At 72.7% G+C, this 20,324-nt stretch carries 14 protein-coding genes; 3 read left to right on the top strand and 11 right to left on the bottom strand.

Going from position 1 to position 20,324, the window contains the following annotated elements; translation table 11 throughout:
• Window position 1 precedes the first annotated feature (1 nt).
• Together B6R96_RS10090 and B6R96_RS10095 are read left to right on the top strand one after the other, a co-directional pair.
• The gene (locus B6R96_RS10090) at window positions 2-907 is read left to right on the top strand and encodes an aminoglycoside phosphotransferase family protein (RefSeq protein WP_053177424.1); all 906 of its coding nucleotides are present in this window, start codon (window positions 2-4) and stop codon (window positions 905-907) included.
• A gap of 42 nt (window positions 908-949) precedes the next feature.
• Window positions 950-1,918 carry a slipin family protein gene (locus tag B6R96_RS10095; protein WP_078972344.1) on the top strand — a complete coding sequence of 323 codons (969 nt, stop codon included), beginning with the start codon at window positions 950-952 and terminating at the stop codon, window positions 1,916-1,918.
• A gap of 67 nt (window positions 1,919-1,985) precedes the next feature.
• Here the strand turns inward: B6R96_RS10095 and B6R96_RS10100 are convergent, their stop codons facing one another.
• The 11 genes from B6R96_RS10100 to B6R96_RS10150 all read right to left on the bottom strand — a co-directional run bounded on the left by B6R96_RS10100 (window position 1,986) and on the right by B6R96_RS10150 (window position 18,723).
• Window positions 1,986-3,683 carry a proline--tRNA ligase gene (locus B6R96_RS10100; protein WP_081522294.1) on the bottom strand — a complete coding sequence of 566 codons (1,698 nt, stop codon included), beginning with the start codon at window positions 3,681-3,683 and terminating at the stop codon, window positions 1,986-1,988.
• Between the two features lie 62 nt (window positions 3,684-3,745).
• Entirely contained in the window at window positions 3,746-4,288 is a 543-nt protein-coding gene (locus tag B6R96_RS10105) for a GNAT family N-acetyltransferase (RefSeq protein ID WP_030386343.1), read from the bottom strand.
• A gap of 95 nt (window positions 4,289-4,383) precedes the next feature.
• Entirely contained in the window at window positions 4,384-5,226 is an 843-nt protein-coding gene (locus tag B6R96_RS10110) for a GNAT family N-acetyltransferase (RefSeq protein ID WP_037860162.1), read from the bottom strand.
• A 163-nt stretch (window positions 5,227-5,389) separates the two neighbouring features.
• Window positions 5,390-6,547: a flavodoxin-dependent (E)-4-hydroxy-3-methylbut-2-enyl-diphosphate synthase gene (gene ispG / locus B6R96_RS10115; RefSeq protein ID WP_030386345.1), complete on the bottom strand. Its 1,158-nt coding sequence runs from the start codon at window positions 6,545-6,547 to the stop codon at window positions 5,390-5,392.
• Between the two features lie 175 nt (window positions 6,548-6,722).
• Entirely contained in the window at window positions 6,723-8,024 is a 1,302-nt protein-coding gene (locus B6R96_RS10120; protein ID WP_081522295.1) for a M50 family metallopeptidase, read from the bottom strand.
• On the bottom strand, window positions 8,021-9,274 hold the full coding sequence (dxr, locus tag B6R96_RS10125; protein ID WP_079406294.1) for a 1-deoxy-D-xylulose-5-phosphate reductoisomerase: 1,254 nt from the start codon (window positions 9,272-9,274) through the stop codon (window positions 8,021-8,023). The genes B6R96_RS10120 and dxr overlap by 4 nt, the downstream gene beginning before the upstream one ends.
• Window positions 9,275-9,295: 21 nt before the next feature.
• Window positions 9,296-10,624 (bottom strand): hypothetical protein, encoded by a 1,329-nt coding sequence (locus B6R96_RS10130; protein ID WP_081522296.1) that lies wholly within the window; start codon window positions 10,622-10,624, stop codon window positions 9,296-9,298.
• 91 nt (window positions 10,625-10,715) lie between these two features.
• Window positions 10,716-12,656, bottom strand: a complete 1,941-nt coding sequence (locus tag B6R96_RS10135; protein WP_030386349.1) for an acyl-CoA dehydrogenase family protein — start codon at window positions 12,654-12,656, stop codon at window positions 10,716-10,718.
• A 560-nt stretch (window positions 12,657-13,216) separates the two neighbouring features.
• Window positions 13,217-14,662 carry an aldehyde dehydrogenase family protein gene (locus B6R96_RS10140; protein ID WP_030386351.1) on the bottom strand — a complete coding sequence of 482 codons (1,446 nt, stop codon included), beginning with the start codon at window positions 14,660-14,662 and terminating at the stop codon, window positions 13,217-13,219.
• A 210-nt stretch (window positions 14,663-14,872) separates the two neighbouring features.
• Entirely contained in the window at window positions 14,873-16,453 is a 1,581-nt protein-coding gene (locus B6R96_RS10145) for a PucR family transcriptional regulator (protein WP_081522297.1), read from the bottom strand.
• Window positions 16,454-16,617: 164 nt separating this feature from the next.
• The gene (locus B6R96_RS10150; protein WP_081522298.1) at window positions 16,618-18,723 is read right to left on the bottom strand and encodes an ATP-binding protein; all 2,106 of its coding nucleotides are present in this window, start codon (window positions 18,721-18,723) and stop codon (window positions 16,618-16,620) included.
• A 252-nt stretch (window positions 18,724-18,975) separates the two neighbouring features.
• Between B6R96_RS10150 and gabT the strand changes: the two genes are divergently transcribed.
• Entirely contained in the window at window positions 18,976-20,322 is a 1,347-nt protein-coding gene (gene gabT / locus B6R96_RS10155) for a 4-aminobutyrate--2-oxoglutarate transaminase (protein ID WP_081522299.1), read from the top strand.
• Window positions 20,323-20,324: the final 2 nt, after the last annotated feature.

Below are 20,324 nucleotides of genomic sequence, written 5' to 3' on the forward strand. Positions count from 1 at the left end.
CATGGCTTTCGAACCGCCGCAGCGGCTTGTACGGGCGCTCGGCGAGATGCCGCAGACGGCGCAGGACGCGGACTGGCTGGGGCAGCTGCCCCGGCTCACCGAGGCCGCGCTGTCCCGGCGCGGGGTGGAGGCCCGGCGGGTGCAGGCCCCGGGCGGCCGCAGCAGCCTGGTCGTCCTCGTCACGTACGCCGACGGGACCCCGGCCGCGCTGAAGCTGGCGCCCCCGCACGCCCGGCCCGACCGGGAGCTGGCCGCCCTGGCCCACTGGGGCGGCTTCGGGGCCGTACGGGTCCTCGACACCCGACACCACGAAGACGACGGGGCGCTGCTGCTGGAGCGGCTGCACCCGGAGGTGTCGCTGCGCTCGCTGCCGGAGGCGAAGGCCCTGCTGGAGGCGAGCGGCACGCTGCGCAGGCTGTGGGTGGCGCCGCCGGCGGCCGGGCACGGCTGGGAGACGGTCGCGGAACGCACCGAGCAGCAGTCGGCGGTCCTGCAAGGGGCCCCGGCGGAGGTCCGGGCCCTGGCCGACACGGCGCTGGCGATGCGGGCGGAGCTGGTGGCGGCCGCGCCGGAGGAACTGCTGCTGCACGGGAACTTCCGGCAGGGCAAGGTGCTGGCGGGCGAGCGGGCGCCCTGGCTGACGGTGGGTCCCGATCCGCTGGTCGGTGAGCGGGCGTACGACCTGGCGCGGCTGGTCCGCGACCGGCTGGAGGACCAGGTGGCGTCCTCGGCGGGGGCGGCGGGGGCCCGGCGCCGGGTGAACAAGCTGGCCGACGCGCTGGACGTGGACCGGGAGCGGCTGCGGGGCTGGACGCTGTTCCGGGCGGTCGAGTCCGGCAACCGCGCGCTGGCCGCGGGGCGGCGCCGGGACGCGGAGCTGCTGCTGGAGTTCGCGGCCTGGTTGTAGGGCATACCGTAGATATCAAGGTATGTCCGGCAGGGGGCCGTCATGGTCGAAGAACTGCTGACAGCGGCGATCGCCACGGGTGTGGCCGCCGTGGTCTACGTGGGCGCCGCGGCCCGGGTGGTGAAGCAGTACGAGCGGGGCCTGGTCTTCCGCTTCGGCAGGCTGCGCGAGGAGGTCCGCGGGCCCGGCTTCACGACGATCGTCCCGTTCGTGGAACGGCTCCGTAAGGTCAACATGCAGATCGTGACGCTGCCGGTGCCCGCGCAGGAGGGCATCACCCGGGACAACGTCACGGTGCGGGTGGACGCGGTCGTGTACTTCAAGGTCGTCGACCCGGCGAGCGCGATCGTGGCGGTGGAGGACTACCGCTTCGCCGTCTCCCAGATGGCGCAGACCTCGCTCAGGTCGATCATCGGAAAGTCCGACCTGGACGATCTGCTGTCCAACCGGGAGATGCTCAACCAGGGCCTCGAGCTGATGATCGACAGCCCGGCGGTGGGCTGGGGCGTGCAGATCGACCGGGTCGAGATCAAGGACGTGTCCCTGCCCGAGACGATGAAGCGGTCGATGGCCCGGCAGGCGGAGGCGGACCGGGAGCGGCGGGCGCGGGTGATCAACGCGGACGCCGAGCTCCAGGCCTCGCACAAGCTCGCGGAGGCGGCGGAGGTCATGTCGGAGCAGCCGGCGGCGCTGCAGTTGCGCCTGCTGCACACGATCGTGGCGGTCGCCGCCGAGAAGAACTCCACGCTGGTGCTGCCGTTCCCGGTGGAGCTGCTGCGCTTTCTCGAGCGCTCGGCGCCTCCGCCTGCGGCGGGCCCCGCGCGGGAGAAACCGGCCCCGGCCGGCCCGGCTTCCGAAGGCCCCGGGCCGGCCGAGGTCGCTGACGCGGACGGGCTCGACGCGGAGGAGCTCGAGGGAGCTCCGGTGCCGGACGCGCTCGGCGCCCCGGTGGACGGGCTGATGCTGGATGCGCCGTCGCCGGAGGAGGAGCGGGAGGGGCTGCGCGAGTAGCCGCTGCGCCTCCCGGGCGCTGCCCGGACCCGCGCCTCAAACGCCGGCGAGGCTGAATCAGCCGGCGTTACGGAATCAGGCGGGCGAGGGCTTCCGGCAGGGAAAGCTCTTCGCGGGTGCCGGACGCGCGGTGCTGGAGTTCGACCACGCCGTCGGCGGAGCGGCGGCCCGCCACCAGGATCCACGGCACGCCGATCAGCTCCGCGTCCGTCAGCTTCACGCCGGGCGACAGGCCGGGCCGGTCGTCCAGCAGGACCCGCAGCCCCGACGCGGCCAGCGCGGCCGCCGCCTCCTCCGCCAGGGCCAGCGGCACGGCCTTGCCCGCCGCCACCACGTGGACGTCGGCCGGGGCCACGGCCGCCGGCCAGCACAGGCCGCGCTCGTCCGCCGTCTGTTCGGCCAGCGCCGCCACCGCCCGGGAGACGCCGATGCCGTACGAGCCCATCGTGACCCGGACCGGCTTGCCCTCGCGGCCGAGGACGTCCAGCCCGAAGGCGTCCGCGTACTTGCGGCCCAGCTGGAAGATGTGCCCGATCTCGATCGCCCGGTCCAGCCGCAGCCCCGCCCCGCAGGACGGGCAGGGGTCGCCCGGCTCCACGACCACGACGTCCACGTACTGGTCCACTTCGAAGTCGCGCCCGCAGACCACGTTCCGGGCGTGCGTGTCCGCCCGGTTGGCCCCCGTCACCCAGGAAGTGCCGGGCGCGACACGGGGGTCGGCCAGGTAGCGGACCTTCTCCAGGCCCTGCGGGCCCACGTAACCGCGGACCAGGTCCGGGCGGCCCACGAAGTCCTCGGCCGTCACCAACTCCACCACCGCCGGGGCCAGGTGCTCGCCCAGCTTGCCGAGGTCCACCTCGCGGTCCCCCGGCACGCCGACGGCCACGATCTCGCCGTCGACCTTGACCAGGAGGTTCTTCAGCGTCGCGGAGGCCGGTACGCCCAGGTGCGCGGCCAGGGTCTCGATCGTCGGGGTGCCGGGGGTGTCCACCTCCTCCAGCGCCGGGTGCTCGGCCGAGACGGGAGCGAGGGCGAAGGTGACGGCCTCCGTGTTCGCCGCGTAGGCGCAGGAGGGGCAGTCCACGAAGGTGTCCTCGCCCGCTTCGGCGGGGGCCAGGAACTCCTCCGACGCCGAGCCGCCCATCGCCCCCGAGACCGCCGACACGATGCGGTGGTCCAGGCCGAGCCGCTCGAAGATGCGGACGTACGCCTCGCGGTGGAGCCGGTAGGACTCCGCGAGGCCCTCGTCGGACACGTCGAAGGAGTACGAGTCCTTCATCTGGAACTCGCGCCCGCGCAGCACCCCGGACCGGGGCCGTGCCTCGTCGCGGTACTTGGTCTGGATCTGGTAGAGCATGACCGGCAGGTCCTTGTACGAGGTGCACTGGTCCTTCACCACCAGGGTGAAGATCTCCTCGTGGGTCGGCCCGAGCAGGTAGTCCGCGCCCTTGCGGTCCTTGAGCCGGAACAGCAGGTCCCCGTACTCCGACCAGCGTCCGCTGACCTCGTACGGCTCCTTCGGCAGCAGCGCCGGGAGCAGCACCTCCTGGGCCCCGATCGCGTCCATCTCCTCGCGGACGATGCGCGAGACGTTGTCCAGGACCCGCTTGCCGAGCGGCAGCCACGTCCACACCCCGGCGGAACTGCGCCGGACGTAGCCGGCGCGGACCAGCAGCCGGTGGCTGAGGGTTTCGGCGTCGGCCGGGTCCTCGCGGAGGGTCTTGGCCATCAGACGGGACATGCGCTGCACGTGTTGCGTAGACATGCCGGGAGGTTACCGGGGGCGCCGCCGCCCGCGGTACTCGTTTCGGTGCCTGGACCCCCAGGTCAGGGCCTGGTCAGCGGCAGGGTGGCGCCCATGACGGCGTACGGGAGGCTCGCGCTCGGGAAGTGGACCTGGCGGGCGAGGTCGGCGTAGCCGAGGGCCCGGTAGAGGCCGCGGGCGGGGCTCTCGGTGTCGATGGCGGAGAGGATCGAGCGGGACTCGTCGGCGGCGTCGGTGATGTCGGTGATCAGCGCGCGGCCGATGCCGTTTCCCTGGAATCCGGGGTGCACGTGCAGTTCGGTGATCACGAAGGAGCCGTCGAGCCAGTGCTCGTGCCCGCCGGCCCGCAGATAGGGCTCGACGACGGTGGACCACCAGTGCGTACGGTCGTTGGGCATCCCGTACACGAAGCCGGTGAGCGCCCCGTCCTCGGCGAAGGCCCCGAGGGCGCGGGCTCCGCGGCAGGTCATGTGGCGCTGGACGATGTAGCGCCGGATGCCGACCTCTTCCTCGCTCAGGCCGAAGGCGACGGCCTGCACGCGCAGGGCCTCGTCCACGCGGGCGGCGAGGTCGAGGGGACCGATGCGGACTCCGGAAGGCAGCATGCGGCGACCTTACTCGGCGGTACCGGGGCGCCGGAATGCCACTGCCGAGACTGCCGGGGTCGGTGGCCCGCCTTTCGGATCGGGTCGGGCCCGGTTCAGAACAGGACGCTCATGAAGGCGCCGACCTCACGGAAGCCGACGCGCTTGTAGGCCGCCCGCGCGGCGGCGTTGAAGTCGTTCACGTAGAGGCTGACGACGGGCGCCACGTCCCGCAGCGCGTACGCCACGACGGCGGCCATCCCGGTCTCCGAGTGGCCGAGGCCGCGGAACTCGGGGTCCACCCACACGCCCTGGATCTGGCAGGCGCGGGCGGTGGCGGCGCCGATCTCGGCCTTGAAGACGACCTTGCCGTCGTCGACGCGGGCGAAGGACCGGCCGCCGGCGACGAGTTCGGCGACGCGGGCCTGGTAGAGCAGCCCGCCGTCACCGGCCATCGGCGAGATGCCGACCTCCTCGGTGAACATGGCCACGCAGGCGGGCATGATCAGCTCCATCTCGTCCTTGCGGATCCGGCGGACCTGCGGGTCGGCCTCGACCGTGGTGGACGGGCGCTCGATGACCATGAGCGGCTGGTGGGAGCGGACCTCGCGGGCGGGGCCCCAGCTGGGCTCCAGGAGCTGCCACAGCAGCCGGGTGGCCTCGGCGGGGCCGACGATGGAGGAACAGCGGCGGCCGGTGCGGCGGGCCCGGTCGGCGAAGGCGCGTACGGCGTCGGGCCCTGCGCAGACGGGGACCAGGTTGGCGCCCGCGTAGCAGAGCGAGCGGAGCTCGCCGTCGGCGTACCAGCCCCACATCTCGCCGCCCAGGCGCCACGGGTCGAGTCCGGCGACCTGGACCCGTGAAGTGACGAAGGCGTTCTCGACCGGCTCGCGTCCGAGGATTTCCATCGCGGCGTCGAGATCACTGGGCTCAAGGACCCGGGTGGTGGTCTGCGTCAACACTGGGGCCTCACCATGCAAGTCTGCTGATCTCCGCACTGTACCCGGCGGCGCCCGGGGATGCCGTGTCCGCGGTCACGAAACAGCCCCGGACCGCCCCCGAACTGCGGGAACGGCACCGGGGCCACGAGCGGGACGAGCGAGCGGGCCGAGCCCGAAGGACTCAGACGCCGATGGCGACGGTGGGCTCGCCGCTCATCACGCCGTCCTTCTCCATCTGCTCGGCGATCTTCATCGCCTCTTCGATGAGGGTCTCCACGATCTTCGACTCGGGGACGGTCTTGATGACCTCGCCCTTGACGAAGATCTGGCCCTTGCCGTTGCCGGAGGCGACGCCGAGGTCGGCCTCACGGGCCTCGCCGGGGCCGTTGACGACGCAGCCCATGACCGCGACGCGCAGCGGGACCTCCATGCCCTCCAGGCCCGCCGTGACCTCCTCGGCCAGCTTGTAGACGTCGACCTGGGCGCGGCCGCAGGAGGGGCAGGAGACGATCTCCAGGCGGCGCGGCTTGAGGTTCAGCGATTCCAGGATCTGGATGCCGACCTTGACTTCCTCCGCCGGCGGGGCGGAGAGGGAGACGCGGATGGTGTCGCCGATGCCCTCGGAGAGCAGCGCGCCGAAGGCGACGGCGGACTTGATCGTGCCCTGGAAGGCGGGGCCGGCCTCGGTGACGCCCAGGTGCAGCGGGTAGTCGCAGGCGGCGGCGAGCTGGCGGTAGGCGTTGACCATGACGACCGGGTCGTTGTGCTTGACCGAGATCTTGATGTCGCCGAAGCCGTGCTCCTCGAAGAGGGAGGCCTCCCAGAGCGCGGACTCGACCAGCGCTTCGGGGGTGGCCTTGCCGTACTTCTTCAGGAGTCGGGCGTCGAGGGAGCCGGCGTTCACACCGATGCGGATCGGGGTGCGCGTCTCGTTCGCGGCCTTCGCGATCTCCTTGACCTTGTCGTCGAACTGCTTGATGTTGCCCGGGTTGACCCGGACCGCGGCGCAGCCGGCGTCGATCGCGGCGAACACGTACTTCGGCTGGAAGTGGATGTCGGCGATGACCGGGATCTGCGACTTCTTCGCGATCACGGCGAGTGCGTCGGCGTCGTCCTGGGTCGGGCAGGCCACACGGACGATGTCGCAGCCGGAGGCGGTCAGCTCGGCGATCTGCTGGAGCGTCGCCCCGATGTCGGAGGTCCTGGTGGTGGTCATCGACTGCACGGAGATCTGTGCGTCGCCGCCGACGGCCACCTTGCCGACCTGGATCTTGCGGCTGACCCTGCGGTCGGCAAGCTTCGTCGGCACGGCCGGCATTCCGAGAGAGATGGCAGTCATCTGCTGTGCAACCCCAAGGTGTGGATCAAGGTCCCGAGATCGGCGGGCTCCAGGCTTCGAGATTACGCCAACCACGGGGCGGCCCGTGCATCCGAGGGGGTGCGCCACCCGAACGTAGGGAGCCGGGCACGAAGCGTGCCCGGCTCCCGTACGCCTGGGGTAGAGCCCCCGCAAACTAGGTGATCTTGATCGGGTTCACCACGTCGGCCACCATCACCAGCAAGGTGAAGCAGATGAACAGGCCCGCGACCACGTACGCGACGGGCATCAGCTTCGCCACGTCGAACGGGCCGGGGTCGGGGCGCCGGAAGATCCGTGCGACGCCCCGCCGGACCGACTCCCACAGGGCGCCGGCGATGTGCCCGCCGTCGAGCGGGAGCAGCGGCAGCATGTTGAACAGGAACAGCGAGAGGTTGAAGCCGGCCAGCAGGTTGAGGAAGAAGACCAGCTGGTGCTGGGCGGGGATGTCGAGGGTGAAGATCTCACCGCTGACCCGTGCCGCGCCCACGACGCCCATCGGGCTGTCCTGCTTGCGCTCGGCCCCGTTGAAGGCCGCGTTCCACAGGTCCGGGACCTTGGAGGGCAGCTCGACCAGCGACTGGACGCCGGCCTGCATCATCTCGCCCATGCGGTCGACGGACTGGCCGAAGGACTGCGGGACGTAGCCGGAGGCGGGGGCGAAGCCGAGGAAGCCCGCGGTGACGTACTCGTCCTTGACGTACCGGCCGCTGCCGTCGGTCTTGGCGACCTTGTTCTCGATCAGGTTCGCCGTGAGGTCCACGCGCCCGCCGGCCCGCTCCACCGTGATCGTGGCGGGGCCGACGGTGGCGCGGATGTCCTTCTGGAGGGCGGACCAGTCGCCGACCGCGCGCCCGTTGAAGGCGACGATCTTGTCGCCCGCCTTCAGGCCGGCCGCCTTGGCGGGGGCGGCCGGGTCGCCGGGGGCGCACTTGTCGCGCTTCTCGCTCTGCTGGATGACGCAGTCCGAGACGGTGGCGACGGAGGTGGTCTGGGTGTTCAGCCCGAAGGCCATCAGGGTGGTGAGGAAGATCGCCACGGCCAGGATCAGGTTCATGAACGGTCCGGCGAACATCACGATCACGCGCTTCCACGGCTTGCGCGTGTAGAAGAGCCGGCTCTCGTCCCCGGGCTGGAGCTCCTCGTACGCCGCCGAGCGGGCGTCCTCGATCATCGACCGGAACGGCGAGGTGGAGCGGGCGGTGACCTTGCCGTCCTCGCCGGGCGGGAACATCCCGATCATGCGGATGTAGCCGCCCATCGGGATGGCCTTGATCCCGTACTCGGTCTCGCCCTTCCTCCGCGACCAGATGGTCGGCCCGAAGCCCACCATGTACTGCGGCACGCGGATGCCGAAGACCTTGGCCGTGGAGAGGTGCCCCAGCTCGTGCCAGGCGATGGAGACCAGCAGGCCGACCGCGAAGACCACGACCCCGAGCACCGTCATCAGTAGTGTCATGCGCGCGCCTCCACGGCGGCCCGTGCCGCCATCTCCCGCGCCCGGGCCCTGGCCCAGGCCTCCGCTTCTAGGACGTCCTGGACCGTCAGGGAGGTTCCCGACTCAGGTGTCCCGTGCTCATCGACCACGGCAGAGACCGTATCCATGATTGCTGTGAACGGCAGCCGACCTGCCAGGAATGCCTCGACGCACTCCTCGTTGGCCGCATTGAACACCGCCGGGGCGGTGCCGCCGAGCGTGCCCACGTGCCGGGCCAGGCCCACCGACGGGAAGGCCTCGGTGTCCAGCGGGAAGAACTCCCAGGTGGAGGCCTTGGTCCAGTCGAAGGCGGGGGCCGCGTCCGGGACCCGCTCGGGCCAGCCGAGGCCGATCGCGATGGGGCCGCGCATGTCCGGCGGGGTGGCCTGGGCGAGCGTGGAGCCGTCCGTGAACTCCACCATCGAGTGCACGTAGGACTGCGGGTGGACCACGACCTCGATGCGGTCGAAGGGGATGTCGTAGAGCAGGTGCGCCTCGATGACCTCCAGCCCCTTGTTGACCAGGGTCGCGGAGTTGACGGTGATCACCGGGCCCATGGCCCAGGTGGGGTGCGCGAGGGCGTCCTGCACGGTGACCTGTCCCAGCTCGGCGCGGGTGCGGCCGCGGAAGGGGCCGCCGGAGGCGGTCACCACGAGCTTGCGGACGTCGGCCCGGGTGCCGGCGGCGAGCGCCTGGAAGAGCGCGGCGTGCTCGGAATCCACGGGGATGATCTGGCCGGGCCGGGCCAGCGCCTTGACCAGCGGGCCGCCGACGATCAGCGACTCCTTGTTGGCCAGGGCCAGGGTCCGGCCCGCCCGCAGGGCGGCGAGGGTCGGTGCGAGGCCGATGGAGCCGGTGATGCCGTTCAGGACGGTGTGGCACTCGGAGGCGGCGAGTTCGGCCGCGGCGTCCGGGCCGGCCAGGATCTCGGGCAGCGGCTCGGCCGCGCCGTACTGGGCGCTCAGCGCCTCTTTCAGGGCCGGTACGACGTCCTCGCGGGCGACGGCCACCGTCTTGACCCGCAGCAGCCGGGCCTGCTCGGCCAGCAGCTCCACCCGCCCGCCCGCGGCGGACAGTGCGGTGACCCGGAACCGGTCCGGGTTGCGCAGGGCGAGGTCGATGGCCTGGGTCCCGATGGACCCGGTGGACCCGAGGATGACGATGTCCCGGAGGCCGGCCGCAGGGTCGAAGAGGAGGTGCGGATCGGCGAGGGGGGCTGGGCGGTCGCTCATGCCCCCCATTGTTGCCGCAAGTCAGGAGCGGCCGGACACGGAGCCCCCTTCCGTTACCCGCAGAAGCAGGTGCGGGAGCGTTCCGGCGAACTCCGGGAGCGTGCGCGCCGTACGCCACCAGGCCTGCGGGTCCTCGCCGAGGGCCGCGGTGAACAGCCGGTCCGCCTCGGCGCGGGCGGTGAGGACGGCGTCCGGACGGTCGTGGCGGTCGGGGTGGTCCACGTCGCCGAGCCAGTGGTCCTCGTCGAGGGCCCAGCAGGCCGGCAGCTTGAACCGGACCACGTCGATGCCGGTCAGCAGGCCGCGGTCCAGGCAGTCGCGCACCCAGCGGATGTCCTCCAGGGCGCTGTCCATCGGGACGGCGAGGCTGGCCAGGGCCAGCTCGCGCTCCACCTCCCCGGTCGGCTCGGCGGGCGTCGGCGCCAGATGGCGGACGGCCCGGATCAGCTCGGGCCCGGGCTGATCCGCTGCGGCCGGCTCGGGCAGGGCGTCATCGGCCACGGCCGCCACCAGCGCCGGCAGCGGGCCCGGGTGGCCGGGGGCGTGCCGCAGCAGCTCGGCCCACAGGCGGGGGTCGTCCCCCAGTGGGCGCAGGGCCCGCTGCACGGCCGTCTGCATGCCCGCCTGTTCGGGCAGGGTCCAGCGCAGGGACCGCCGTACGGGGAGGTGGCCGAGGAGCAGGGTGTGGCGGGCGGGGACGACGTGGGTGACCAGTTCCTCGTGCGTGACCCGGCCGGTCCGCACGGCCCGGACGGCGGGCCGGTGCCAGGAGCCCCCGGTCGTGGCCTGCTCCCCGGTGGCCAGCAGGGCGTGGACGCCGTCGGGGGGCAGGTCGGCGACCATCAGCAGGGCCTCGACGGAGCCGACGGGCAGGGGCAGCCGGGCGTGCTCGGCGCGCAGCAGGTCCGGGTCCGCCTCGTACGGGAGCGCCAGGATGTCCAGCGGGACGCGCGGGCCGCGGCGGCCGTGCCGGCGCAGCAGGCCGATCAGCTCGGCGGCCGTGAGCGGTCCGTCGTCGGGGTGCCGGCCCAGCTCGGCGCGGAGCACCGGGAGGAGTTCGGGCGGGGTCCGGCGACGGGCGTACCGCGTGGGGCCGGGCAGGCCGGGCAGCGGTCGTCCGACGACGCGGGGGTTGCGGGCGATGTAGTGGCGGTCCTCCTCGCTGCCGTGGCGCAGCAGGAGGGTGACGGTGGAAGCCGAGAGCCACTCGTCCCGGCACAAGTATTTGCGGGTGGGCCGGTCGAGCCGGCCGATCATGTCGGTGACGACGTGGTCCGGTGCGTGGCGCAGCAGGTGCGCCACGCACCAGGCCAGCCGCCGGCTGGTGCGGTCTTCCTCGGCCGTCGACATCGTTCTCGTCCGCCTCGCGCTGTGCTCGTACGCGTACCAGTACTCGTACTCATCCTCGTACGTCTGTCCGACGTGCGGCGATGATCGCAGGTCAGCGGATGGGGCGGTGCACGTTTTTCTGAGTCGACGGTCCGGGGGCGGCGTCCGCGATCCAGGGGCCCTCGCCGGAGGGGTCGAGGACGCCCTCCTCCAGCCAGGCGTAGGTCCCGGACATGACGCCCGCGACCACCTTGCGGTCGAGGTCGTCGGTGTTGGACCAGAGCCGGCCGAAGAGCTCCTCGACGCGCAGCCGGGACTGCTCGCAGAAGGCGTCGGCCAGCTGGTACGCCTCGCGGCCGTGGGCGCCGGTGGCGCGCAGGTGCTCGGCACGGACGCAGGCGGCGCTCATGGCGAACAGCTCGGCGCCGATGTCGACGATCCGGCCGAGGAAGCCCTGCTTCGTCTCCATGCGGCCCTGCCAACGGGACATGGCGTAGAAGGTCGAGCGGGCGAGTTTGCGGGCGCTGCGCTCCACATAGCGCAGGTGGGTGGAGAGGTCGGGGTGGCCGCCGGGGTGGAAGGCGCGGTAGGTGCCGGGGACCTGGCCGGGGCCGGTGGCGAGCTTGGGCAGCCAGCGGGCGTAGAAGCCGGCGGCCCGGGCTCCGGCCTTCGCCTTGTCGCCGAGCGCCTTGTCGGGGTCGATGAGGTCGCCCGCCACCGAGAGGTGGGCGTCCACGGCCTCGCGGGCGATCAGCAGGTGCATGATCTCCGTCGAGCCCTCGAAGATCCGGTTGATGCGCAGGTCGCGGAGCATCTGTTCGGCGGGTACGGCGCGTTCGCCGCGGGCCGCGAGGGAGTCGGCGGTCTCGAAGCCGCGCCCGCCGCGGATCTGGACCAGCTCGTCGGCCATCAGGCAGGCCATCTCGGAGCCGTAGAGCTTGGCGAGGGCGGCCTCGATGCGGATGTCGTTGCGGTCCTCGTCGGCCATCTGGGAGGCGAGGTCGACCACCGCTTCGAGGGCGAAGGTGGTGGCGGCGATGAAGGAGATCTTGGCGCCGACCGCCTCGTGCTTCGCGACCGGTCGGCCCCACTGCTCGCGTACGCCGGACCACTCGCGGGCGATCTTCAGGCACCACTTGCCGGCGCCGACGCACATGGCGGGCAGGGACAGCCGGCCGGTGTTGAGGGTGGTCAGGGCGATCTTTAGGCCGGCGCCCTCGGCGCCGATGCGCTGGGCCGCGGGGACCCTGACCCGGTGGAAGCGGGTGACGCCGTTCTCCAGGCCGCGCAGGCCCATGAAGGCGTTGCGGTGCTCGACGGTGATGCCCGGTGAGTCGGCCTCCACGACGAAGGCGGTGATTCCGCCGCGGTGGTGCTCCGACTTGGGAACGCGGGCCATGACGACGAGCAGGTCCGCGACGACCCCGTTGGTCGTCCACAGCTTCACGCCGTCGAGGACGTAGTCGTCCCCGTCGGGGACCGCCGTGGTGGCCAGGCGTGCCGGGTCGGATCCCACGTCGGGCTCGGTGAGCAGGAAGGCGCTGATGGCGGTGGTGGCGCAGCGGGGCAGGTAGGCGTCCTTCTGCTCCTGCGTGCCGAACATCTTCAGCGGCTGGGGCACGCCGATCGACTGGTGGGCGGAGAGCAGCGCCCCGATGGCGGGGCTCACCGAGCCGACGAGGGCCAGCGCCTTGTTGTAGTAGACCTGGGTGAGGCCGAGGCCGCCGTACTTGGGGTCGATCTTCATGCCGAGGGCGCCGAGCTCCTTGAGCCCGCGCACGGTCTCGTCGGGGATCTTCGCCTCGCGTTCGATGCGGGCCCCGTCGATGTGGGTCTCGCAGAACTCCCGCAGCCGGGCCAGGAAGGCCTCGCCGCGCCGGACGTCCTCGTCGGCGGGGAGCGGGTGGGGGTGGATCAGGTCGAGCCGGAAGCGCCCGAGGAAGAGTTCCTTGGCGAAACTGGGCTTGCGCCAGTCCTGTTCCCGGGCCGCCTCCGCGACCTGCCGTGCCTCGCGCTCGGTCACCTTGGGCTGTGCGGGCTGTGTTGCGGACATGCGGGGACTCACCTCGCCGCCGGAGTCGGTTCACCGGACTACCAGCCGGTGCTACTTGTGAGTCGTACCCCGTCCGGCTCCACCGGAAAAGCCGGGACGGTCCAGTCGGGGGAATCGGCGGCCGGGGCCCGGGGGGCCGGTACGGGCCGGGTACAGACGTTGAAGCCGGAGCCGCCGTCGTTGGTGTTGATGCCCGCCCCGCCGTCCTGGACGTCGTTGCCGGCGCCGCCGAACTGCGGCGCCCGCCGGCCCCGGTCCCGGCACGACCCGATGTCCGATGCAGCACGGTGAGCGTCACGATCAAGGCTCCTGGGTGAGGAGGGACCGCGGTCGGACGGGACGCCGACGGCATTCCGCCCCCGATCAGGGCCGCCCGAGCATCCAGTCACACACAATCCGACAAATCCGCCACCTGACGCGCGACGGGGCCACCGCTTTCCTCCCATCGGCCGACGGCCTCGGCAGTCGGCCGATGGGAGGAAAGCGGTGGCCCGGAAAAGGGGGACGGCCGGAGCCCCCGCACAGTAGGCTCCGGCCGTCGGCTTGTGGGCCGTACGAGATCAGATGTCGAGGCCGGTCAGGACCAGGACCCGCTCGTACGTGTAGTCGTCCATCGCGTAGCGGACACCCTCACGGCCCACACCGGACTGCTTGACGCCGCCGTACGGCATCTGGTCGGCGCGGTAGGACGGCGCGTCGCCGATGATGACACCGCCGACCTCGAGCTCGCGGTGGGCCCGGAACGCGGTCTGGACGTTGCGGGTGAAGACGCCGGCCTGCAGGCCGAACTTCGAGTCGTTGACGGCGGCGAAGGCCTCGTCGGTGTTCTCGACCTTCTTCAGCGTCAGGACCGGTCCGAAGACCTCCTCGGTGGCGAGCTTGACGCCGTCCGGCACGTGGGCCAGGACGGTGGGCTCGTACGAGGCACCCGCGCGCTTGCCACCGGTGAGGAGCTTGGCTCCGCCGGCCACGGCCTCGTCGACCCAGGCCTCGACGCGCTGGGCGGCGGCCTCGGAGACGAGGGGGCCGACGTCGGTGGCGGAGTCGGACGGGTCGCCGGTGACCTGCGCCTGGACCTTCTCGACGACCTTCTCGACGAGGCGGTCGTAGACCGAGGCATCGGCGATCACGCGCTGCACGGAGATGCAGGACTGACCGGCCTGGTAGTTCGAGAAGGTCGCGATACGGGTCGCGGCCCAGTCGAGGTCGGCCTCGGAGGACCAGTCGTCCAGGACCACGGCCGCGGCGTTGCCGCCGAGCTCCAGGGTGCAGTGCTTGTGGGGCACCGACTGCTGGATGGCGTAGCCGACGGTGTCGGAACCGGTGAAGGAGATGACGGGCAGACGCTCGTCCTTGACCAGCGCCGGCATCTTGTCGTTGGCGACCGGCAGGACCGACCAGGAACCGGCCGGGAGGTCGGTCTCGGCGAGCAGCTCGCCCAGGATCAGCCCGGACAGCGGCGTGGCCGGAGCGGGCTTGAGGATGATCGGCGCGCCGACGGCGATGGCCGGGGCCACCTTGTGGGCGCACAGGTTCAGCGGGAAGTTGAACGGCGCGATGCCGAGGACCGGGCCCTTGACGAAGCGGCGGGTCAGCGCGAGACGGCCGACACCACCGGCGTCGGTGTCCAGGCGCTGGGCCTCTCCGCCGTTGAACCGGCGGGCCTCTTCGGCGGCGAAGCGGAACACGGACACCGCACGGCCGACCTCACCGCGGGCCCACTTGACGGGCTTGCCGTTCTCGGCGGAGATCAGCTGGGCGATCTCCTCGGTGCGCTCGACCAGGCGCTTGGACACGTGGTCCAGCGCCGCGGCACGTACGTGGGCGGGGGTCGCGGAGAACTCCGCCGTCACGGCGTACGCCGCGGCCACGGCCTCTTCGACCTGCTCGTCGGTGGGCACGCTGACGGCGGCGACCAGTCGGCCGTCCCACGGGGAGTGGACGTCGAAGCTGTCCTCGCCGGTGGCCTGGCGGCCGGCGAGCCAGAAGGCGTGGGTGGAAGTCATGCGAATCCCGGCCCTTCGAAAGTGTGCGGTGGGTCCTGACACCTCCACCGTAGGACTCCGTGGGCGATTCGGCGTTTGTCCGGCGTGTAGTACCCGTCGCGAAGGCTGCGCCGCTTTGTCAATGTCACACGTCCGGCCGGTCTGCTGCTGCGGCCGAGGTGGGTGCGCTGCGGCGGACCCGGTCGGTCCGCTGCGGCGGCCGCGGTCCGGTCAGGCGGCGGGCGGGCTGGCCTTGAGGGCGAGCCACAGCTCCATGCGGACGTCCGGGTCCTCCAGGGAGCGGCCGAGGATCTCCTCGACCCGCTTCATCCGGTAGCGCAGGGTGTGCCGGTGCACGCCGAGGTCGGCGGCGGCCGCGTCCCACTGCCCGTGCCGGGAGAGCCAGGCCTGGAGCGAGGCCACCAGGTCGCCGCGCCCGGTCGCGTCGTGCTCCCGCAGCGCGCGCAGGGTGCCGTCCGCGAAGGCCCGTACGGCGTCGTCGGCCAGCAGCGGCAGCACCGAGCCCGCCGCCATCTCCTCGTGCTCCACCATCGGCCGCCCCCGGCGCCGGGCCACGGCCAGGGCCTGGTCGGCCTGCTTGAGAGCCGCCGCCACGGCGGCCGGTCCGGCCGGCGCGGACAGGCCGACCACCAGTTCGTCCGGCTCGGGTCCCGCCGCGTCCCGGCCGCGGCGCGCCTCCAGCGCCTCCGCATGGTCCACGCACGCCTGGACGGCCGAGCCCCCGTCGGAGGCGAGGATCACGAGCCGGCCCGCCTCCGGGACGACCAGCAGGGTCTCCCCGGTGCGGGCGGCCGCCGACTCCACGGTGTCGGAGAGCAGTGCGAGCCCTTCCGGCTGCGCGGTCCCGGCCAGCGCCGGCTCGGCCACGATCAGCCGGAACGGCGCCTCCAGCAGGGCCCCGTACAGGTCCCCGGCCACGGACCGCGCATGGTCCGCCTCGCCCGCCAGCAGCATCCGCAGCACCGCCGCCCCCAGTCGGGACTCGGCGTCGTGCAGGGAGCGCGAGCGCTCGGTGGTGAGGGTGAGCAGCGCGACCGCGGAGTGGACGGCGTACCGCTCGGCCGTGCCCAGCGGGGCCGCGGTACCGACGGCGAGCGCGCCGCGCGCCCGTCGGCCGGTGCCCAGGGACTGGAGTTCGACGCGGTCCTCGGACCCGCCGACCACGGCGCTCGCGGGCGCCGGGCGCTCCCGCAGCCGTTCCACGTCGGGGGTGAGCCGGGCGGCGCGGCGCGCGGCCCAGTCGGGGGCGGCCGCGACGACGGCGCCCGAGGTGTCGTAGAGGGCGGCCCAGCCGTGTACGTGCGCCGCCAGTTTGGCGAGCAGCTCGGCGGGGCCGTCGACGGAGAGCGCGGCGCGCGTCAGCTCGCGCTGCGCCTCGAAGCCTGCGGTGACGGCCCGGTACTGGTCGGCCGCGAGGGCGGCGGAGACGGCCTTGCTGATCGCCAGGAAGGGGGTCCGCCGCGGGACCTCCAGCAGCGGCATGTCCTCGGCACGGGCGGCCTCCACCAGCGCCTCGGGGATCTCCTCGTAGTTGACGCCGATCGCGAAGCCGATGCCGACGACGCCGGCCGCGGCGAGGCGGCGCACGTAGGCCCGCATCTCGTCGGGGTCCCCGGCGTCCAGCTTCATCGCGGTGATCAGGAGCAGCTCCCCGCCCTCCATGTACGGGACCGGGTCGGCGAGCTCGCTGACGTGGGCCCAGCGCACCGGGGTCTCGAGGCGTCCCTCCCCCGCCCGGACGCTGAGCTTGAGCGCCGAGTGCTGGACGAGTGAGGCGAGGGTGAGCGGCATCGGTTACCAGTGGCCTTAGCGGGAGGGGGCGGCGGAGCGGGGACCGGCAGGGGCGGCAGGGGCGGCAGATATGGAGGAGGGGCCGGGAGACCGCCGGGGGTTTTCGCCGTGTCGTACGAACGACTCCCCTCGATTCTGCCACCCCGTACGGGTCGGGGTGCGGGTCAGGACGTTCCGGCCAGGCGGACCAGCAGCGGCGCCGCCCGCTCCCCGCGCACCGAGGTCAGCGACAGCACCGCGTGGCCCGGCGGCACCGCGTGCGCGAGGTCCGAGGCGGACCACCGCTCCCGCTCCACCTGCCGCACGGTCACCGCGTCCGTGGTGACCGCCTTGCCGGTGACGAGCTTGCGGAAGGAATGCATCAGCCGGGTCAGCGGCTGGTCGGCGAAGACCGTGCGGTGGGTGACGTCCCGCGTCTCCACCCATTCGGTGCCCCAGGCCTCGGCGAACCGCTTGCCGTCCCAGGTGGTGACCCCGGAGAAGGCCATCCGACAGCCGACCGCCCCGAGCAGCGGCGTGCGCAGCTCCTCGGGTACGTCGTCCAGTGTGCGCAGCGTGAGCAGGACGCCCGCGTGCGCCGAGCGCAGCCGCTGCACGCCGCGCACGGTTCCGGCGGTCAGGGTGTGCGAGGCGTCGTCGAGGGCGAGGAAGGCGAACAGGGAACGGTCGGTGCGGGCGGCCGCGGCGGCGTTGAACTGGGCGAGCAGCAGCCGGGCCAGCATCCGGGAGGCGTCGGCGTGCCCGCGCTCGGGCAGGTCGACGCGGACGCGGATCGGGTGCTCCAGGGCGCGCAGCGAGAACGGCCGGCCCTGGCCGGTGGTGTCGAAGAAACCGGCGAAGGCGGGCCGGTCCAGCAGCGCCACCCGGTCGGCGAGGGCGGGGCCGGGGTCCGCGGGGGCGCCGTGCTGGCGGGCCCGGGCGTCGAGCTCGCGCAGCATCGCGTGCTGCCCGGCGAGGTCGCGGCGCAGGGCGTCGAGGGCGGTGGGGATCCCGTCGAGCAGCTCGCGCAGCTCGGGCACGGCCGGGAAACGCTCGTGGGCCGCCCGGAACGGCCCGAGGAGCTGGGCGAGGGCGGTCGCGGCGCGGCGTACGTCGATGCCGGGGACGTCCCCGACGAAGGCCTCGGCGAGCAGGGTGGCGGCCTCGTCGGGGTCGGTGGCGCCGCCGTAGAGGTCGAGGTCGTAGACGGAGGCGGTGTCGCCGACCCGGACCACCACGTCGAAGGCGGCGTCCGGCCCGAGCTGGGCGCCGGCCGCCCCGACGGCGACGACGGCGGCCTGGCCGGCGAGTGCCTGGAGCGAGAGGGACTCGACGACGGGCCGCACCAGCTGCCGGGTCTTGCCGGTGCCGGAGGGCCCGACGGCGAGCAGGGAGGTGCCGAGCACGTCGGGGTCGAGGGCGAGGGCGGTGCCGCGGCGGGAGTACGGATTGCGCGGGCCGTCCTCGACGGTGCCGAGCAGCACCTGCCGGGCCAGCAGATCGTGCCGGGCGGCCCGCACGGGCAGGTCCCGCGCCCCGGACGGGTGCGCGCAGGCGCCGGCGCCCTGGGCGCGCACGGCATCGGCGAAGGCGCGCATGCGGGACGGGTCGACGCGCACGGAATCCCACGCCCGCCGGATCCGGGCGTAGTCCACGTCGTTCATCCGCCCGCCCCCGGCCTCCACCTCCAGCCTCTCGGCCACCTCGGCAAGCCCAACCCCCCGCAACTCCGGCCACCGCACAGGATCGCCCTCCCCACCCGCCTCGGGACCGGCGGGGTTGGCGGTGTGCACGGGCTGCACCACCCGCAGGGGCCGGCTGCTGAGCAGCCGGCGGCCCAGTTCGGGCCAGCGGCCCAGGCGTCCGAAGCCAATGATCAGGACGATGGCGACCACTGCGTACCAGACGTACGAGGCCACGACGGAAGGGAGCGTTCCGGCCCAGGAGTCCGGCGTGAACATATAGAGGGGCCAGAGCCAGAAGCCGCCGAGGTAGCCGTTCCACAGCAGCGACCACAGCAGGAGCCCCGCCAGAAGGGAGATCAGGGCGCCGCTGATCAGCTGGCGGGTGGGGGTCTCCTCGGGTTCTTCGGCGGCGCGCGGCACGTGCCCGTACGTCCATACGCCCGGCCCGTCCGAGGAGCGGGGGAAGCGCAGCCAGTCCCCCAGCGTCGGGCCGGCGGTCGGGGCGTGCGACGGCTTCGGGGGCAGGCCCGGGGGCGGCGGGCCGGCCGGTCTCGGGACGCGGTCCGAGCGGGTTGCCCGTCCGTCGTGCGTGCCGTCGGTGTCCATGAAACCCCTGCCCCCTGCCCGTGCGTGCGCTGCGTCGCTCAATGTAGTTGCCCGGCGTCGGCCGTGGGCCCGTACCCGCGCTCCGATTCGACGTGCCGTCCGCAGGACGCCCGCTCGGGTCCTTCCTATGGCCGTCGCGGACAAGGACACGCGGTGATCACTACCGAACGGAGCATGCAGGACCCCCGCTCCCGGGCCTAGCCTGCGGACAAAGAGACAAGTGCGTCCGAAAACACCCCCCAGGAGCCCCCTATGACCGCTGTTCCGCAGGAGCGCAAGATCGTCACCGCGATCCCCGGCCCCAAGTCGCAGGAGCTGCAGGCCCGCCGCCTCCAGACCGTGGCCGGTGGCGTGGGCTCCGTGCTGCCCGTCTTCACGGCCCGCGCGGGCGGCGGCATCATCGAGGACGTCGACGGCAACCGCCTGATCGACTTCGGCTCCGGCATCGCCGTGACCTCGGTCGGCGCGTCCGCCGAGGCCGTCGTGCGCCGCGCCTCCGCGCAGCTCGCCGACTTCACCCACACCTGTTTCATGGTCACCCCGTACGAGGGCTATGTAGAGGTCTGCGAGGCCCTCGCCGAGCTGACCCCGGGCACCCACGCCAAGAAGTCGGCCCTGTTCAACTCCGGCGCCGAGGCCGTCGAGAACGCCGTCAAGATCGCCCGTTCGTACACCAAGCGCCAGGCCGTCGTCGTCTTCGACCACGGCTACCACGGCCGTACGAACCTCACCATGGCGCTGACCGCGAAGAACATGCCGTACAAGCAGGGCTTCGGTCCGTTCGCCCCCGAGGTCTACCGCGTCCCGGTCGCCTACGGCTACCGCTGGCCCACGGGTGCCGAGAACTGCGGTCCCGAGGCCGCCGCCCAGGCGATCGACGAGATCACCAAGCAGATCGGCGCCGACAACGTCGCCGCGATCATCATCGAGCCGGTCCTCGGCGAGGGCGGCTTCATCGAGCCGGCCAAGGGCTTCCTGCCGGCGATCGTGAAGTTCGCCAACGACAACGGCATCGTCTTCGTCGCCGACGAGATCCAGTCCGGCTTCTGCCGCACCGGCCAGTGGTTCGCGTGCGAGGACGAGGGCATCGTCCCGGACCTGATCACCACCGCCAAGGGCATCGCGGGCGGTCTGCCGCTCGCCGCCGTGACCGGCCGCGCCGAGATCATGGACGCCGCGCACGCGGGTGGCCTGGGTGGCACCTACGGCGGTAACCCGGTGGCCTGCGCCGGTGCGCTCGGCTCCATCGAGACCATGAAGGAGCTCGACCTCAACGCCGCGGCGAAGAAGATCGAGTCCATCATGAAGGCCCGCCTGACGGCCATGCAGGAGAAGTACGACATCATCGGCGACATCCGCGGCCGCGGCGCCATGATCGCGATCGAGCTGGTCAAGGACCCGGTGTCCAAGACCCCGTTCCCGGAGGCGGCCGGCGCGCTCGCCAAGGCCTGCCACGCCGAGGGCCTGCTCGTCCTCACCTGTGGCACCTACGGCAACGTGCTCCGCTTCCTGCCGCCGATCGTCATCGGCGAGGACCTGCTGAACGAGGGCATGGACCTCATCGAGGCCGCGTTCGCGGCCATCGGCACGGCCATCTGATC

The sequence above is a fragment of the Streptomyces sp. Sge12 genome, from assembly GCF_002080455.1.
Lineage (GTDB): Bacteria > Actinomycetota > Actinomycetes > Streptomycetales > Streptomycetaceae > Streptomyces.

Coding starts and splice junctions, on each gene's coding strand:
- B6R96_RS10090 (WP_053177424.1), top strand. CDS start 2: ATGGCTTTCGAACCGCCGCAGCGGCTTGTACGGGCGCTCGGCGAGATG.
- B6R96_RS10095 (WP_078972344.1), top strand. CDS start 950: ATGGTCGAAGAACTGCTGACAGCGGCGATCGCCACGGGTGTGGCCGCC.
- B6R96_RS10100 (WP_081522294.1), bottom strand. CDS start 3,683: ATGTCTACGCAACACGTGCAGCGCATGTCCCGTCTGATGGCCAAGACC.
- B6R96_RS10105 (WP_030386343.1), bottom strand. CDS start 4,288: ATGCTGCCTTCCGGAGTCCGCATCGGTCCCCTCGACCTCGCCGCCCGC.
- ispG (WP_030386345.1), bottom strand. CDS start 6,547: ATGACTGCCATCTCTCTCGGAATGCCGGCCGTGCCGACGAAGCTTGCC.
- B6R96_RS10120 (WP_081522295.1), bottom strand. CDS start 8,024: ATGACACTACTGATGACGGTGCTCGGGGTCGTGGTCTTCGCGGTCGGC.
- dxr (WP_079406294.1), bottom strand. CDS start 9,274: ATGAGCGACCGCCCAGCCCCCCTCGCCGATCCGCACCTCCTCTTCGAC.
- B6R96_RS10130 (WP_081522296.1), bottom strand. CDS start 10,624: ATGTCGACGGCCGAGGAAGACCGCACCAGCCGGCGGCTGGCCTGGTGC.
- B6R96_RS10135 (WP_030386349.1), bottom strand. CDS start 12,656: ATGTCCGCAACACAGCCCGCACAGCCCAAGGTGACCGAGCGCGAGGCA.
- B6R96_RS10140 (WP_030386351.1), bottom strand. CDS start 14,662: ATGACTTCCACCCACGCCTTCTGGCTCGCCGGCCGCCAGGCCACCGGC.
- B6R96_RS10145 (WP_081522297.1), bottom strand. CDS start 16,453: ATGCCGCTCACCCTCGCCTCACTCGTCCAGCACTCGGCGCTCAAGCTC.
- B6R96_RS10150 (WP_081522298.1), bottom strand. CDS start 18,723: ATGGACACCGACGGCACGCACGACGGACGGGCAACCCGCTCGGACCGC.
- gabT (WP_081522299.1), top strand. CDS start 18,976: ATGACCGCTGTTCCGCAGGAGCGCAAGATCGTCACCGCGATCCCCGGC.